This is a genomic window from Promicromonospora soli (assembly GCF_014653785.1).
GTDB classification, from domain to species: Bacteria; Actinomycetota; Actinomycetes; order Actinomycetales; family Cellulomonadaceae; genus Promicromonospora; species Promicromonospora soli.
The window spans coordinates 673099-687176 of record NZ_BNAS01000002.1 but is presented as its reverse complement, the minus strand read 5'-3'; the positions used below and the strand labels follow the sequence as shown (position 1 = coordinate 687176).

The 14078-nt window shown below is 70.2% G+C and carries 14 protein-coding genes; 8 read left to right on the top strand and 6 right to left on the bottom strand.

Annotated features, from left to right (window positions below):
* Positions 1–53 precede the first annotated feature (53 nt).
* A complete protein-coding gene (locus IE250_RS08910; protein ID WP_229872279.1) occupies positions 54–1328 on the bottom strand; it encodes an anhydro-N-acetylmuramic acid kinase in 1275 nt (424 codons plus the stop codon).
* Between the two features lie 83 nt (positions 1329–1411).
* Between IE250_RS08910 and IE250_RS08905 the strand changes: the two genes are divergently transcribed.
* On the top strand, positions 1412–2260 hold the full coding sequence (locus IE250_RS08905; protein WP_189668901.1) for a class I SAM-dependent methyltransferase: 849 nt from the start codon (positions 1412–1414) through the stop codon (positions 2258–2260).
* On the opposite strand, the gene IE250_RS08900 is transcribed toward IE250_RS08905, so the two are convergent.
* Positions 2238–3071, bottom strand: coding sequence for an alpha/beta fold hydrolase (locus IE250_RS08900; RefSeq protein ID WP_189668900.1), 834 nt, complete (start codon positions 3069–3071; stop codon positions 2238–2240). The genes IE250_RS08905 and IE250_RS08900 overlap by 23 nt on opposite strands.
* A gap of 470 nt (positions 3072–3541) precedes the next feature.
* Between IE250_RS08900 and IE250_RS08895 the strand changes: the two genes are divergently transcribed.
* The 3 genes from IE250_RS08895 (at position 3542) to IE250_RS08885 (ending at position 6112) form a co-directional block, all read left to right on the top strand.
* The gene (locus IE250_RS08895) at positions 3542–4474 is read left to right on the top strand and encodes an NAD(P)H-binding protein (RefSeq protein ID WP_189668899.1); all 933 of its coding nucleotides are present in this window, start codon (positions 3542–3544) and stop codon (positions 4472–4474) included.
* The gene (locus IE250_RS08890) at positions 4471–5703 is read left to right on the top strand and encodes an alpha/beta hydrolase (RefSeq protein WP_189668898.1); all 1233 of its coding nucleotides are present in this window, start codon (positions 4471–4473) and stop codon (positions 5701–5703) included. Before IE250_RS08895 ends, IE250_RS08890 begins: the two co-directional genes overlap by 4 nt.
* A gap of 115 nt (positions 5704–5818) precedes the next feature.
* A complete protein-coding gene (locus tag IE250_RS08885) occupies positions 5819–6112 on the top strand; it encodes a hypothetical protein (protein ID WP_189668897.1) in 294 nt (97 codons plus the stop codon).
* Between the two features lie 14 nt (positions 6113–6126).
* Here IE250_RS08885 and IE250_RS08880 read toward each other — a convergent pair whose 3' ends face one another.
* The gene (locus tag IE250_RS08880) at positions 6127–6765 is read right to left on the bottom strand and encodes a DnaJ family domain-containing protein (protein WP_189668896.1); all 639 of its coding nucleotides are present in this window, start codon (positions 6763–6765) and stop codon (positions 6127–6129) included.
* 92 nt (positions 6766–6857) lie between these two features.
* Between IE250_RS08880 and IE250_RS08875 the strand changes: the two genes are divergently transcribed.
* Positions 6858–8027, top strand: a complete 1170-nt coding sequence (locus tag IE250_RS08875; protein WP_189668895.1) for a pyridoxal phosphate-dependent aminotransferase — start codon at positions 6858–6860, stop codon at positions 8025–8027.
* Here the strand turns inward: IE250_RS08875 and IE250_RS08870 are convergent, their stop codons facing one another.
* Positions 8028–8492, bottom strand: coding sequence for a DUF6328 family protein (locus IE250_RS08870; RefSeq protein ID WP_189668894.1), 465 nt, complete (start codon positions 8490–8492; stop codon positions 8028–8030).
* Between the two features lie 200 nt (positions 8493–8692).
* Here IE250_RS08870 and IE250_RS08865 point away from each other — a divergent pair, with 200 nt between their 5' ends.
* Complete coding sequence (locus IE250_RS08865) at positions 8693–10210, top strand: hypothetical protein (protein ID WP_189668893.1); 1518 nt, start codon at positions 8693–8695, stop codon at positions 10208–10210.
* 459 nt (positions 10211–10669) lie between these two features.
* Entirely contained in the window at positions 10670–11614 is a 945-nt protein-coding gene (locus tag IE250_RS08860; RefSeq protein WP_189668892.1) for a hypothetical protein, read from the top strand.
* 98 nt (positions 11615–11712) lie between these two features.
* On the opposite strand, the gene IE250_RS08855 is transcribed toward IE250_RS08860, so the two are convergent.
* Positions 11713–11958, bottom strand: coding sequence for a sigma factor (locus IE250_RS08855; protein WP_229872278.1), 246 nt, complete (start codon positions 11956–11958; stop codon positions 11713–11715).
* A 69-nt stretch (positions 11959–12027) separates the two neighbouring features.
* Here IE250_RS08855 and IE250_RS08850 point away from each other — a divergent pair, with 69 nt between their 5' ends.
* On the top strand, positions 12028–13062 hold the full coding sequence (locus IE250_RS08850) for a PEP/pyruvate-binding domain-containing protein (protein ID WP_229872277.1): 1035 nt from the start codon (positions 12028–12030) through the stop codon (positions 13060–13062).
* 37 nt (positions 13063–13099) lie between these two features.
* On the opposite strand, the gene IE250_RS08845 is transcribed toward IE250_RS08850, so the two are convergent.
* A complete protein-coding gene (locus tag IE250_RS08845; RefSeq protein WP_189668891.1) occupies positions 13100–13960 on the bottom strand; it encodes an SDR family oxidoreductase in 861 nt (286 codons plus the stop codon).
* Positions 13961–14078: the final 118 nt, after the last annotated feature.

The window sequence follows — 14078 nt, the reverse complement described above, 5'->3', positions numbered from 1 at the left end:
CGTTCCTCACCGTATTCACCCGGACAGGTTCCGCGCCGCACCGTCTTGGCAGCTCAGACCGGCCGCGAGATCTCCAGCCGCGTCGGCTGTCCGACCCAAGCGCCCCGCCCCGGCGGATACCACCCGTCCGGCCCAGGCGTGACCGACCCCAGCACGCTCGGGTGCCGCGCACCCGTGGCACCCGCCAGCACGCTGGGCAGGCCGTGCCAGGTGTGCCAGCCCAGCACCGCGAACGCCAGCGCCTCCTTGGCCTGGCTCGGTACGCCCAGCTCGTCCGAGGTCCGCACGGCGACGCCCGGCAGCTCTTCCCGGAGCGCCGCCATCAGAACCGGGTTGTGCGTACCACCACCCGAGGCGACGACCTCGGTGGCGGTGTGCCGGACGGCGTCCGCAACGGTGCCGGCGGTGAGCGCGACGAGGGTGGCGAGCAGGTCCTCCGGCGTCGGCGGCGTGGGCACGAGGCGAGCCAACAGGTAGTCCAGGTTGAACAGCTCCTTGCCCGTCGACTTCGGCGCCGGGCGCGCGTAGTACGGCTCGTCGAGCAGGCGTGCCAGGAGGTCGGGGAGCACGCGACCGCGCGCGGCGAGGGCTCCGTCGGCGTCGAACGCGAGGCGGCCGGCAGTGACGTGTCGCGTCGCGGCGTCGAGCAGCGCGCACGCGGGGCCGGTGTCGAAGGCGAGAGGGGTCTCGACAAGCTCGACCAGCGAAGAGACAGGCTCGACCAGCGACCAGGCCCGCGGTGACGCCGAAGGCAGCACCGTCACGTTCGCGATGCCGCCAAGGTTCAGCGCGACGGTCGTGCCGGGGCGGCCGGCGAGCCACAGGGCGTCGAACAGGCCGACCAGGGGAGCGCCCTGCCCACCCGCGGCGACGTCCCGCGTCCGGAGGCCGGAGACGATGGGCAGCCCGGTCGCCTCGGCGATCCACGCTGGCTCGCCGATCTGCAGCGTCCCGCGTACACCCCCGTCAGAGGCCGCCCAGTGGAAGACCGTCTGGCCGTGCGAGACCACGAGGTCGGCGCGCCCGCCGCAGAGCTCGGCCACGGCGCGGGCGGCGACATCGGCGAGGGCCTGTCCGACTCCCGTGTCCAGCCGGCACACGGTCTCCAGCGTGGTCGAGGCTGGCGGGAGGGCCGCCATGAGGTCGGCCCGGAGCGCCGTCGGGTAAGGAACGGAGAGGTGTCCGAGCGGCGTGAGCACAAGTGTGTCGCCGGCGAGGCGGAGCTCGCACGCGGCGGCGTCGACGGCGTCGTGGGACGTGCCCGACATCAGGCCGATCACGCGCAACGGGGACTGCGACCCCGCCGCCGGCTGCCGATCCGAGAGCATCCGATCCCCCTTCCGACCGACCGCTCCGGTCGTGTTTATGGCGGTGTTAGCCCTTGCTCCCCGTTTGCGCCACAATCTCCCACATGCTTGACGTCTCGATCGCCCCAGCTCCGGCGCCGGATGCGCCGTTCGAGGACCACATCGAATGGGCGCGCAACGCCCCTGCGACCCCTTCGACCCCCTCTGCTCTGTTCACAGGTGGTCTCGACGGCGCCCCCGTCGACGACCGTCTCACGATTGACGCCCCCGAGTGGGACTACCCCGCGCTCGCACGCGAGGTGGTGCTCGGCTCCACGGGTGCCGTGCTCGACATCGGCACCGGCGACGGTGACTTCTTCGCGGGCCTCGGCCCGCTCCCCAAGGGTTCGGCCGCGACGGAGGTCGGTCCGGCCTTCCTCACCGCCCGACGTCGCCTCGAGCCGATCGGCGTGGACGTACGCCGGGTCGAGCCGTCCTGGGCGGGTGACGTGCTGCTGCCCTTCTTCGACGGCCAGTACAGCGCGGTGCTCAGCCGGTTCAGCGCCATCGACCCCGACGAGGTGGGCCGCGTGCTGGAGCCGGGCGGGACGTTCCTGACCGAGCAGGTGGACACGCGCGACGGCATCGTCCTCAACAAGGCGCTCGGTGTGCCGCTCGGCTGGGACCCGGACGGCGTCACTCTCGACGTCATCTCGGACGGCCTCGTCGCCTCCGGCCTGGAGGTCGTGGAGGCCACGGAGTACGCGGGCACGCGCACCTTCAAGGACCTGTCCTCGGTGCTCTGGTACCTGCGGATGGCGGCATGGCAGGTGCCGGACCTCGCCGAGCTGAGCCCGGCCGCCGTCGCTCGGCACGAGGCGGGGCTGCGCGCGCTGCACATGCACTTCGCGACGGGCAACGAGCTCGTCGACGAGGCCCCGCGCATCCTGGTCAAGGCGCGCCGGCCGTTCTGAGGAAGCCGGCGACGGCCTCCGCCATCGCCTCCGGCGGCACGTCGGTCCCATGCCCGGGCAGGGTGATCCGACGCGCCGCCGGAAGCACGGCCGCCAGCGACTCGGCGGCGGCCGCGACCGTCGCGGCGCTCGCGGAGCCGTCGACCACGAGAACGGGCTGGGTGATCAGGTCCCACCGGCCCATCAGGGCGCGGTGCCCCAGGGCGACATTCGCGAGTATCCGGCCGTCGTAGGCGATGGTCGGTGCGATCGCCTCGAGGTTCGCCCACGACGGCGACGCCCGCATGAGGGGCACGAGCCGACAGGGCATGCCCACCGCGTCGAGGAACAGCTCGACGGCGCTGCCCGGGTCGCCCGCCTCGACGCAGGCCTCGACCCCCGCGATCATCCGGGGGTCGGTGGGCGGTTCGCCGCTCGCCACGTCGTAGGTCGGTTCGTAGCAGAGGACGCCGGTGACACAGGCGCCGAGATCGGCCGCCGCCCGCAGTGCCAGGAACGCGCCCGAGGAGATACCAAGCAGCGCCGCCGGACCGGTGACCTCCAGCAGCGCGGCGATGTCGTCGACCTCCCGGTCCACGCTGTACGGGGGTGTGTCGCCGCTGCCGCCCCGCCCGCGCCGGTCGTACCGCAGCGTGGTCGCCCGGTCGCCAAGCTTCGACGCCACGGCGAGCGTTATCGGCAGGCGGTGGGCGAGGACGCCGTCGACCACCACGATGGCCGGCGCCAGGCCGCGGCCGGGCCCGGTGAGGTCGTACGCGATCCGGGTGCCGTCGGCAGACGTGGTGAAGGCGTCGACGGTGGTGATGCTCATGCAGGGCAGACGGACGAACGCACCAAAAGTCGTCGCTCGGACCGATGCTCGGGGCTATGGATTTCGCCGCAAGGAAAAAGCCTGGGCGGACGCCGCCGGACGGCGTAGGTTCGTGGGCACATGAGAAGGGAGGTGATCCGAGTAGTGAATGCACATCGGACCCATGAGGTGGTCGCGCGCTAGTCGCGTGACGCGTAAGCGTTTCGCGCCGACGCCGGTCGGAGTGCTCAGCACGGGGCCTTCCTGATCTGTTCAGGCGCAACGGGACATGGTGGCGAGTTTCTCGCGGCCACCGGAGCCCGCGGGTGCCGTGCCTCGTCCAGCACGGCTGACGAAAGTCGCCCCGCGGGCTTTCCCACGCAATCAGGCAGAATGTGCGCCTGACTCCCTATCGGAACATGACGGCGCGATGCGGGCATTTCACCCCGTTACGCCCGCCTCGGTGAGCCTCCGGCGATTACGGTGTGTGGATGACGCCAGCGTCGCCCAACCGGCTGGTCGTCCTCACCGGGGCTGACGGTCGTCTGGGTTCAAAGCTTGCCTTCCGCGTGGCCGCGGCGGGTGGTCAGCAGCGCCTCCTGGTCAGCGGGCGGGGCGTGGCACCCCGGTTGCCCAACGGCGCTCCGTTGCCGGAGGCCCAGGTCCTCACCACGCCGTCCGACGCCGACACCAGGGCGCTGACCAGAGCGTTCGCCGGGGCCTACGCCGTGTTCCTCGTGCCGAGCCCTGAGCGTCCCGGCCGGCTCGGCAAGCACCGCGCGGCGATCGATGCCGCCGTGCTCGCCGGCGTGCGGCACGTGGTCTACGTGTCGTCGGTCGGCGCGGGGCCGGACGCCATCGCCTCCGCGGCCCGAGACGACTGGCTCACCGAGGAGTACCTGCGCGGCACCGACCTGACGTGGACGATGCTGCGGACCGCCATGTTCCATCGCACCCTGGCGTTTGCGGTCCACGACGAGTCGTCCGGGAGGCATACCGCGCTGCTCCGCGCACCCGCCGGCGAGGGCAGGGTCGCCTCCGTATCGCACGACGACGTGGCAGATGTCGCCACCGCCGTTCTCCTCGACGAGAACCGGCGCCGACATGCCGGCCGGACCTATCTCCTGACCGGCCCGGAAGCGCTGAGCTTCGACGAGATCGCGGCGTCGCTGGCGGCGGCCGCCGGGCGGACCATCCAGTACGTGCCGCAAACCGTCGAGCAGGCGCGCGCCCTGTTCTACCGGTCGACGGCCACTGAGGTGGAGGACTGGATCACCCAGTGCCAGGCGATCGAGGCCGGCGTGCTCGAGGACGTGACCTCCGACGTCGGGCATCTCGCCGGGCGCGAGGCGCAGTCGCTCGACGTCTGGCTCGACGACTATCCGGCCGAGTGGGCGCACCTCCGGTTACCGTCGGTCAGATGACGAGCCTCTCCCCGGGTCTGGAAGACGGGCCGACGCCGGAACCGACGCCGGAGCCGGCGTGGGAGCCCGACGTACTGCCGGGCTTCGAGCGACTGACGTTGCAACTGCAACCCGACGAGGACGAGGACGAGGTGGTGGCGACCCTGGTGCGCCGCGCCCGGCCCGCACCGGACCGGCCTGACGATGCCGAGCCACGCCGGGGCATCCGCCTCGTCGGCGCGGAGAACCCGCAGGTGGCGCGCCTCTGGGACGAGTTGTCGGAGCTGGGCCGGCGGCTGCACCTGCGGGGCGCCGCACGGCCGCAACCAGAGGCCACGCACGATTCCGTTCCAGCCGCGCCCGACGCTGGGCAGGACGGCGAGCCGCGGGCTTCGGCGCCCGACTCCGGCGTGGACGTGTTGTACGTGCACGGCTGGCTCGACTACTTCTTTCAGACCCACCTCGCGGACTTCTGGGAGTCGCACGGGGTGCGGTTCCACGCCCTCGACCTGCGGCGTTACGGCCGTAGCCTGCGCGAGGGCCAGACCCCGGGGTACGTGCGCAGCCTCGCGACCTACGACGAGGACATCGAGGCCGCGCTCGAAGCCATGGGGCACGGTCGCGACGCCGCGCACGAGCGCAAGCTCCTGCTCATGGGGCACTCCACGGGCGGCCTCATCGTCAGCCTGTGGACGGCGCGCAACCAGGAGCGCGTCGCCGGGCTCGTGCTGAACGCGCCGTGGCTCGAGTTCCAGCCCCGGGAGGCCGTGCGCAAGATCATGGAGCCCGGCATCCGAGTCCAGTCCGCGCTGGTGCCGCGCAGCCAGCTCGTCAACCTGGACCGGGGCCTGTATGCGCGCTCCATCTCGTCGCGGTTCGACGGGGAGTGGGACTACGACGTCGTCTGGCGGCCCGACGCGGGATGGTCCCCCACACCGGCCTGGCTCGCCGCCATCTTTCGCGGGCAGGACCAGGTGGCACGAGGGCTAGGCATCGAGATACCGGTCCTCGTGCTGCTCAGCAGCCGCAGCACCATCCCGACGCGGTGGAGCGAGGACATGAAGAGCACGGATTCGGTGCTGGACGTGGTCGGGATCGCTCGCCGGGTGCCCGACGTCGGCTCCGTCACCACGCTCGTGCGCATCACTGGTGGCCTGCACGACGTGACCCTCTCCGCGAAGCCCGCGCGGGAGCAGGTATGGCGCGAGACTGCCCGCTGGTTCCGCGGCTACGTGCTCTCTCCGGAATAGCATCTGCGGCCCCGTCTTCCGGTCGCGGCGAACCCTGGAAAAGAGCGGGCCGTGGTGCGATCCTGGAAAGGAGGTGCCCAAACCGACCGACGTCGGGCACGAGGGGCGATGCGCCATGACAACGCACCAGGAGACCCACCACCGGTCTCGCCGGGGCGGGCCGTACCTCGCTAGGAGCGAGGCCGCCGTAGGAATTTCTGCGCTGATATTCGGGATGCTGATCTCGCAGGGCGCGGCCGAGGGGGTGACGATCACGGGCTGTCTCGCCATGGCTGCGGGCGTGCTGTTCGGCAGGTTCGGCGCCGGCTGGGGGCGCATGGCCGTCGCAGCAGGACTGGGGTTCGCGCTCGGGTCCGTCCCCTATTGGCTGATGACCGCCGTGGTCATCGTGACGGCGTACGGGTTCTGACCGCCGGACGTGCGTCACCAGAACCTCCACCACGGCCTGTTCTCCGACGTCTTGCCCGATGTCGTCGGCTCGCGCCGCGCGGCCGGCGTCGGCTGTGCGCTCGCGGATCGCCGCGCCGCCCGGCGATCCCGCCACCTCCGGACCTCCTCGTCCACGTCCCGGGTGGGCGTGACGATGGGCGGGCCGCCCTGAAGCTGACGTCGGGCGTCGACGACGCGGGCGTTGAAGTCGGTGACGATCTCCCGGACGCGCGTATCCATCGCCTCGAGGTCGAGCTTGGCGTTCAGCTCGGCGTCGTCCTTGCGGAGCTGCGCCGAGGGCAGGACGCCCGTGATGTTCTCGCGCTCGATCAAGCCCTTGACCCACCAGTCGGGGTCGTGCGTGCCGGTCAGGCCGGGGATCGGCTTGCCCTGCAGGGGGAGGTTGTCGAACTCGCCGCGGCGCATCGCCTGGTCGATGACCACGTCGACGTAACGCGAGCGCTCCTCGACACTCATGCTGCCGAGCGGCTTCTTCCCGTCGGACTCGTCCGCATCGTCGGGCGCGGAGGTGTCGGCTGGTTCCCCGGCGAGCTCGGCCTCCCGGTCCACGCGATACTGCGCGGCCCGGCGGAGTGGGTCGTTGTCTGCGTCATCGCGCGATCCCGGCGCCATGGAGTCATGTTACAACCTTCACAAGCGGCCCGAAAGGGCTGAGGACCGCGGTCGCGCGAGCGTGCGCGCCCGATCCGGGCATGATGGGCCGCATGAAGGTTTCTCGCCGGTCTCACGTGCCCCCGTTCGCCGTCATGGAGGTGCTCGCGGCCGCGAACGCGCGCCGGGCCGCCGGTGCGGACGTACTCAACCTCTGCGCGGGGGAGCCGTCGACCGGTGCGTCCGACGTCGTACGGGAGCGGGCCATCGCGCTGCTCCGGGACGGCAACCTCGGCTACACCGAGGCGCTGGGCGTGCCGGCCCTGCGTGCCGAGATCGCGGGCCACTACAAGCGCTGGTATGACGTCGACGTCGACCCGGCGCGCATCGCTGTCACCACGGGTTCGAGCGGCGGGTTCGTGCTCGCGTTCCTCGCGTCGTTCGACGTCGGCGACCGCGTGGCTCTCGCCCGGCCTGGCTATCCCGCTTACAAGAACATCCTGTCGGCGCTGGGCTGCGAGGTCGTGGAGCTGGACTGCGGTCCAGAGACCCGCTACCAGCCCACGGTGTCGCAGCTCAACGAGGCGTACTACGGCGGAGGGCTCGACGGCGTCATGGTCGCCTCGCCCGCCAACCCGACCGGCACGATGATCACGCCGGCCGAGCTGGCCGCGATCGCAGAGTGGTGCGCCGATCACGACGTGCGCCTGATCAGCGACGAGATCTACCACGGCATCGCGTACTCGGACGAGGTGGCGCAGGCGACGGCGGCGACGTTCGTCGACCAGGGCGCCGTCGTCGTGAACTCCTTCTCGAAGTACTGGGCGATGACCGGCTGGCGGCTCGGCTGGCTCGTGCTGCCCGACGAGCTGGTAGCGCCCGTCGACGCCCTCGCGGGCAATGTGGCGCTCTCACCGCCGGCGCTGGCGCAGCAGGCGGGCATCGCCGCGTTCACTCCCGAGGGTTATGCGGCGGCTGCGCAGAACGTGGCGCAGTATGCGGCGTCGCGAACGCTGCTCCTGGAGCGGCTCGGGGAGCTCGGCTGGCGGCCCGTCGCCCCCGCCGACGGCGCGTTCTACCTGTACGGAAACATCGCCGAGTTCGGCCTGGACTCAGTCACGTACTGCGCGCGGCTCCTCGCGGAGGCCGACGTCGCGATCACGCCCGGCACCGACTTCGACGGCGTGCACGGCCACGACTGGGTGCGGCTGTCGTTCGCGTCCTCGCTGGACACCGTGACGCGCGCCGTGGACCGGATAGTGGCCTGGCACAAGACGCTCTGATCAGCGCTGGCGGCGCAGCACCTCGGGGAGCACTACCCACACGATCACCAGCACGACAAGCACGCACGCGCCGACCACGATTCCCTCGGTCCGCCCGACCACTATGTCGAACACGAGCAGGGCGGCTCCCGTCATCACCAGCGCCAGCACGCCGAGCGCTATGCGCGTGAGCCTGTCGGTCAGGGTGACGATGCTGTGTTTCATCTGCTTGCGGAACAGCGATCGGTGCACGCTGACCGGGGCCACGATGAGGGCGGTGGCGATCACAGCGGTCACCACGAGAGCCAGGTAGACGGTGCGCTGGTAGGCGTCGAGGTCTGCGAACCGTGACTGGAAGGGCAGCGTGAGCAGGAACCCAGTGAGGATCTGCACGCCGGTCTGCATGACACGTAGCTCCTGGAGGAGCTCGTTCCAGTTCCGGTCGGCGCGCTGGGCGGGTGACTCATTGCGTCCGTCGTCCTCCACGGTTCCATTGTCGCCCTGACCGGCCGCCGCGGACAAAGATCACCCGGGCCCACGGGTCTCGATCGTCATAACAAAATTCACCCGATCACATCACTGCCTCCCGTCGCCCGCCTTCGCCGGCCGGGGGAATATGCGGCTCGGCGGGACGCGTCTGCGTCCCCAGGACGAGGGGGCGTGCAGGGATGAGAGCAAGGATGCGTGTGCCACTGAGCATGGCGCTCGGGGCAGCACTGATGGTGGCTGGCTTCGCGCCGCCAGGCGTCGCCGCGCCGCCCGGCGGCGCTGAGGGGAACATGACCATGCGGGTGGACGACGTGGTCGTCACCGCGAAGATCTCGTTGCCGCCGGGGTCGGCCGTGCAAGGGTCCATCACCGGGACGCTCAGCATCACGCACAACGGGACGTCTGCGGCGATCCGGTCCGGACGCATGACCATGGTCGACCCGGACGGCCGGGACCTCGCGGGCACGCAGTTCGTCGCATCCGGGACCGCGAACGCGTGGACCTCGAACGTCCCGCTGTCCGCGGACGCCGCACCGGGCATCTACCAGGTCAGCGTCGTCGCGGAGGTCGCCATCACGACCAGCGACGGAGTGGTCAACGTGCCGATCCGCACCACGGACCCCGTAGCGGTGCCGTTCCGGGCGCAGCGGAACATCCCCATGATCTGGACGTCAACGGCGAGCGCGCCCGCGGGTTCGATGATCTCGGTCTCGGGAGCCGCAAACATCAGGAGCCTGGGAACCGGCGAGTACGAGCCGGCCACGGAGCAGGAGGTCAAGCTCTACTTCGACCCCACTGGCGACGCACCGGAGACCTACCGGGCGACCCTCACGACGGACTCGCGCGGCTTCTTCACGGTCCGGCAGCAGCCCGGCGCGTCCGGAAAGTGGCGGGCGGAGATGCCGATGACCGAGACGGGCGCACGTGCGGTGTGGACCATCACCTCCGCCGAGCGGGTCCGTGACACCATCCTGCGGCAGGGTTCGGTCAGCGCTACCCAGAACGGCTTCACTGCGGGCGACCACGTGATGACGCACGACGTCGTGGTGGGTCTGACACCCGTGCTGCGGCGCGTCGACGTCGGCAGCCTCGACTTCACCGTGGGTGGGACCTCCGGTTGGGTCAGTGCCACCAGCCGGCGCGGTGAGGGCAGTTTCCCGGACGGGTACCAGGTGCAGAAGGAGCTGGTGCACTCCGGGGTCGGGACGAGCCACGCGACCCTGACCTTCAACCCGACGCTGCCGGCGGGCGTGTACGACATCGGCATCCGGGACGCAATGAAGGCATGCTCCGCACCTGACTGGGTCGCGAACGACGCCGCCAGCGGCGCGAGCAACTGCACGCACGACATGCTGGTGCAGGACTCAACGGTCACGACCATCGTGGTGAAGCGCGCGACAAGCACCACCGTCACGGCGTCCGAGACGTCGTTCACCGGGCCGAAGACGATCACCCTGCGGGGTGATGTCCGCAGGGTGCAGCTCCTCAGCACGGGCGGCGCCGCGATCCGGCCTGCGCCGAACGTGTCGGTGAAGCTGTACTTCGACCCGGCGGGTTCGGCGGCGCCGGTCTACACGAAGACGGTGACCACGGGATCCGACGGGACCTACGCGACGCCGGTCGTCACCAGCACGTCGGGCCAGTGGATCGCGAAGTATTCCGGTACGAGCCTGCAGGCGTCGTCGAAGGGCACTGTGGCCATCACGGTCAACTAGCGCGTCGTCCGACGCCCGACAAAAGGTCCGCCTCCACAACGCAGTTACGCATGCGTTCTCGCGAAATAGCATGCATAACTGCGTGGTGGAGGCGGATCTTTCTGTCGACCGGCCACAAGTTCACCCGGGAGATCTCCGCCCGGCCGTCTTCCGGCCCCACTAGGGCTGGCAGGATCTGGGCCTGTTCCCGGTTCTCGGGCCCCACTCCTCCCGCGAGGTTTCTCCATGGTCATCGGTGCCCGAAAGCTGTTCACGTCTGCGCTCGGGCTGGTATTGGCCGGGAGCCTGGTGGGCGGGCCACCGGCGACCGCCGCAGGCTCGGACGACGCAGAGACGAGGTCGATCGAGTCGCAGGCTGTGTACACCGGCTATGAAGTGTCACTGGCGCCAAGCAGGGCGCCGGCCGGTGAACCTGTCCAGCTCCACGGGTACATCGGGGACCAGGGTCTGCGGGATCCCATGATCGGTGTCGGTGCCACGATCTACTTCGACCCCGCCGGTACGGCGCCCCGTACCGCCGTTGCGACCGTGGTGACCGATGACGTCGGCTGGTTCGCCAAGACGTTCTGGCCCCGTACCTCCGGAACGTACGAGGTTCTTGTGGAGTCAGGGGGCGAGATCTACGGACGCAACGAGGCGACGTTCACGAGGCGCCCGACCAGGCAGGCCGCGAGGTCCACCGTGGTCTCGGCGACGAGGAACGGTTACACCGCGAAGATGCGCGTTATCGCGCAGGATGTCGTCACCAAGGTAGAACCACAGACCGTCTATCTCGAAGCGGGGATCCTGACCCCGGGTTACGCCAGCAGCGACGGCGGGCCGTACCTGAGCAACCGGCGCACCGAGGGCGGGTACGACGCTCGTGGGTATCTGGGTGGTCACGATGGAACATGGCTTACGGATTACAGCTTTACGGCGTCCTATCGCATGTCCGCGCTGCAGCCCGCGGGTCTCTATGACATTTACTACGATGGCAAGCTCAGTGTCTACACGGACCCCTGGGATACTAGTGGTAATGGCTCAAGAGATAATGCATGGATTCCCATCCCGTACGAGCCCATAGCTACCATTCGCGTCCGCCGCGCCAGCAGCACAACCATCACGGCATCATCGACGTCGTTCACCGGACCGAGGTCGATCGAGCTCACCGGTTCGGTTCGCAAGGTGCAGCTCATCAGGGATCGTGAGGCCGCAAACCTGCTGGCGCCGAACACGGCGGTGAACCTGTACTTCGATCCGGCTGGTCCGCGCGGGCCGTTCTACCGCAAGACCGTCCGCACGGGTTCCCGCGGGATCTACCGGACGACGGTCAGCACCAGCACCTCGGGCCAGTGGATCGCGAAGTGCCCGGGCACCGGCCTGCAGGCGCCGTCGCAGCGCGCCGTGACCATCACGGTCAGATAGCCCGTCGGGCGCACCTAGAAAGGTCCGCTTCGAGAACGCGATCCGGCATGATTCTGATGCGAGACCCATGCCAGATCGCGTTCTCGAAGCGGACCTTTCTAGGTGCTCGCCCGAGATCGAAGGTCAGTTGGGGTCGGGAAAATGGCGAACGACCTCGTCCGGGACCGGCGCCAGCCGTCGATTCGCAGGTTGAGCAGGATGCGCCGGGCGTAGGCCCTGGGCTCCCCGTCGCGGGCCCTGCGCCACGAGCGGTAGGTGCGCTCGAAGGTCGCCTGGACCAGCTCCTCGGCGCGATGCGGGTCGCCGGAGAGCAAGAGCGCGGACGAGGGAGAGCAGGCGACCATGGCCCGTCCACGCCTCGCGGGACCAGGTCTAACCTCGAACGATGACCCGATCAACGATTGACTGCCCCTGTGATCACTGATGTCGGTCAGCCCTTCGCGCTGGACCTCGCGGACCCCGCAGCGGTCCGGCTGGAGACGACAGGCGGAAAGTGCTCGTCCCTGGCGCGCCTCGCAGCGGCGGGCCTGCCGGTCCCTGGCGGATTTCACGTCACCACCGACGCCTACCGGGCGGCAGTGACCGGCGCTCCGCAGCGGGCCATCGTCGCGGCGGCGAGGAACGTGGACCCCAACCGGCCCGAGACCCACGAGGCTGCGGCGGCGCGGATCACCGAGGTGTTCGCGGCCCTGGAGATCCCGGCCGCGGTGGCTGACGCCGTCCGGGCCGGGTACTCGGCGCTGCGCACCATGCGCGGCGCAAGCGGTGCAAGCGGCGCAGGCGATGCGAGCGAGGCCGGCTATCCCGCCGTCGCCGTCCGGTCCTCCGCCACCGCCGAGGACCTGCCTGGCATGTCGTTCGCCGGCCAGCAGGACTCGTTCCTCAACGTCCGAGGCGAGGACGCGCTGCTGCGCGCGGTCCGCGACTGCTGGGCCTCCCTGTGGACGGCGCGCGCGATCGGCTACCGGGCGCGGCATCGCATACCCGCCGACGAGGTGACCCTCGCGGTGGTGGTGCAGCACCTGGTCGACGCCGACACGGCCGGCATCCTGTTCACCGTCGACCCGATGACCGGCTCGCGGGACCGCGTGCTGATCAACGCTGCCTGGGGACTGGGGGAGGCGGTCGTCGGAGGGCAGGTCACGCCCGACACCTTCCTGGTGGCGCGCGTGGGCCGCGCCGTCGATGCCACGGTGAGCACCAAGGAGGTGCGCACCGTCCGAGCCGATGACGGAACCCGGAACGAGCCCGTCCCCGCCGAGCTCCAGGACGAGCCGTCGCTCACCGACGCCCAGGCCGCGGGGCTCGCCGCGCTCGGCGTCCGCATCGAGGAGCTGTACGGAGCCGCGACGGACGTGGAGTGGGCCGTGCACGACGGCTCGCCGTTCATCCTGCAGGCGCGCCCCGTCACGGGTTTGGCGGGCCAGGGCGCGGTCACCAACGTGTGAACGACAGCCGAGAACGGCTGAACGTCCAGCCGCGCGCTCAGAACACCGGTTTTCCGCCCGTCACCCCGAGCACCGTCCCGGACACGTACGACGCCGTGACGGGTGATGCCAGGAACACGAACGCCGGCGCGACCTCGGCGGGCTGGCCGGCCCGGCCCAGGGGCGTGTCCGCACCGAACGACGCGATCTTCTCCTCGGGCTGGGTGGCCGGTTGCAACGGTGTCCAGATCGGCCCGGGTGCCACCGCGTTCACGCGGATTCCGCGCGGCCCCAGCTCAGCGGCGAGGTTCACCGTGATGTTGTTGATGGCGGCCTTCGTGGCCGCGTAGTCGAGCAGGGAGGTCGACGGCTGGTACGCCTGGATCGACGAGTTGTTGATGATCGCCGAGCCCTCGCCGAGGTGCCCGAGCGCCGACTGCGTCACCCAGAACAGGGCGTACAGGTTGGTCTTGAGCACGCGGTCCAGGTCGTCGGTCGTCACGTCGGCGATGGAGTCGCGTCGCGCCATCTGATAGCCCGCGTTGTTCACCAGCACGTCCAGGCCGCCCAGCTCGCCGGCCGCCCGGTGCGCGACGCCGCGCGCTGTTGCCTCGTCGCGCAGGTCCCCCGGGAGAAGGGCGCACTGGCGTCCCGCCGCATGCACCCACTCCGCCGTCGTCTTGGCGTCCTGTTCCTCCTCGGGGAGGTACGACAACGCGACGTCGGCGCCTTCGCGGGCGAACGCGATAGCCACCGCCCGCCCGATGCCGGAGTCACCGCCGGTCACCAGCGCCTTGTAGCCGACGAGCTTTTCGCTGCCCACGTAGCTGGCCTCGCCGTGATCAGGCGTCGGGATCATCCGGTCGGTGGTCCCCGGCGGGTTCTGCTGCTGGGGTGGGAAACCCTGGTCCTGGCTCATGTCGTCCTCCATCGTCGTATGACATCTCGAACCGACGTGGTGGCCTTTGCTCGACCTCTGTTCTTCACGCTAGACCGAGCGCTCGTGCGTCGCACATCCCGTACTGTCAGAGCACCGG

What these genes read in the sequence shown, in the direction of transcription:
- IE250_RS08910 (WP_229872279.1), bottom strand. Translation starts at nt 1,328, where the DNA reads ATGCTCTCGGATCGGCAGCCGGCGGCGGGGTCGCAGTCCCCGTTGCGC.
- IE250_RS08905 (WP_189668901.1), top strand. Translation starts at nt 1,412, where the DNA reads ATGCTTGACGTCTCGATCGCCCCAGCTCCGGCGCCGGATGCGCCGTTC.
- IE250_RS08900 (WP_189668900.1), bottom strand. Translation starts at nt 3,071, where the DNA reads ATGAGCATCACCACCGTCGACGCCTTCACCACGTCTGCCGACGGCACC.
- IE250_RS08895 (WP_189668899.1), top strand. Translation starts at nt 3,542, where the DNA reads ATGACGCCAGCGTCGCCCAACCGGCTGGTCGTCCTCACCGGGGCTGAC.
- IE250_RS08890 (WP_189668898.1), top strand. Translation starts at nt 4,471, where the DNA reads ATGACGAGCCTCTCCCCGGGTCTGGAAGACGGGCCGACGCCGGAACCG.
- IE250_RS08885 (WP_189668897.1), top strand. Translation starts at nt 5,819, where the DNA reads ATGACAACGCACCAGGAGACCCACCACCGGTCTCGCCGGGGCGGGCCG.
- IE250_RS08880 (WP_189668896.1), bottom strand. Translation starts at nt 6,765, where the DNA reads ATGGCGCCGGGATCGCGCGATGACGCAGACAACGACCCACTCCGCCGG.
- IE250_RS08875 (WP_189668895.1), top strand. Translation starts at nt 6,858, where the DNA reads ATGAAGGTTTCTCGCCGGTCTCACGTGCCCCCGTTCGCCGTCATGGAG.
- IE250_RS08860 (WP_189668892.1), top strand. Translation starts at nt 10,670, where the DNA reads ATGATCGGTGTCGGTGCCACGATCTACTTCGACCCCGCCGGTACGGCG.
- IE250_RS08855 (WP_229872278.1), bottom strand. Translation starts at nt 11,958, where the DNA reads ATGGTCGCCTGCTCTCCCTCGTCCGCGCTCTTGCTCTCCGGCGACCCG.
- IE250_RS08845 (WP_189668891.1), bottom strand. Translation starts at nt 13,960, where the DNA reads ATGAGCCAGGACCAGGGTTTCCCACCCCAGCAGCAGAACCCGCCGGGG.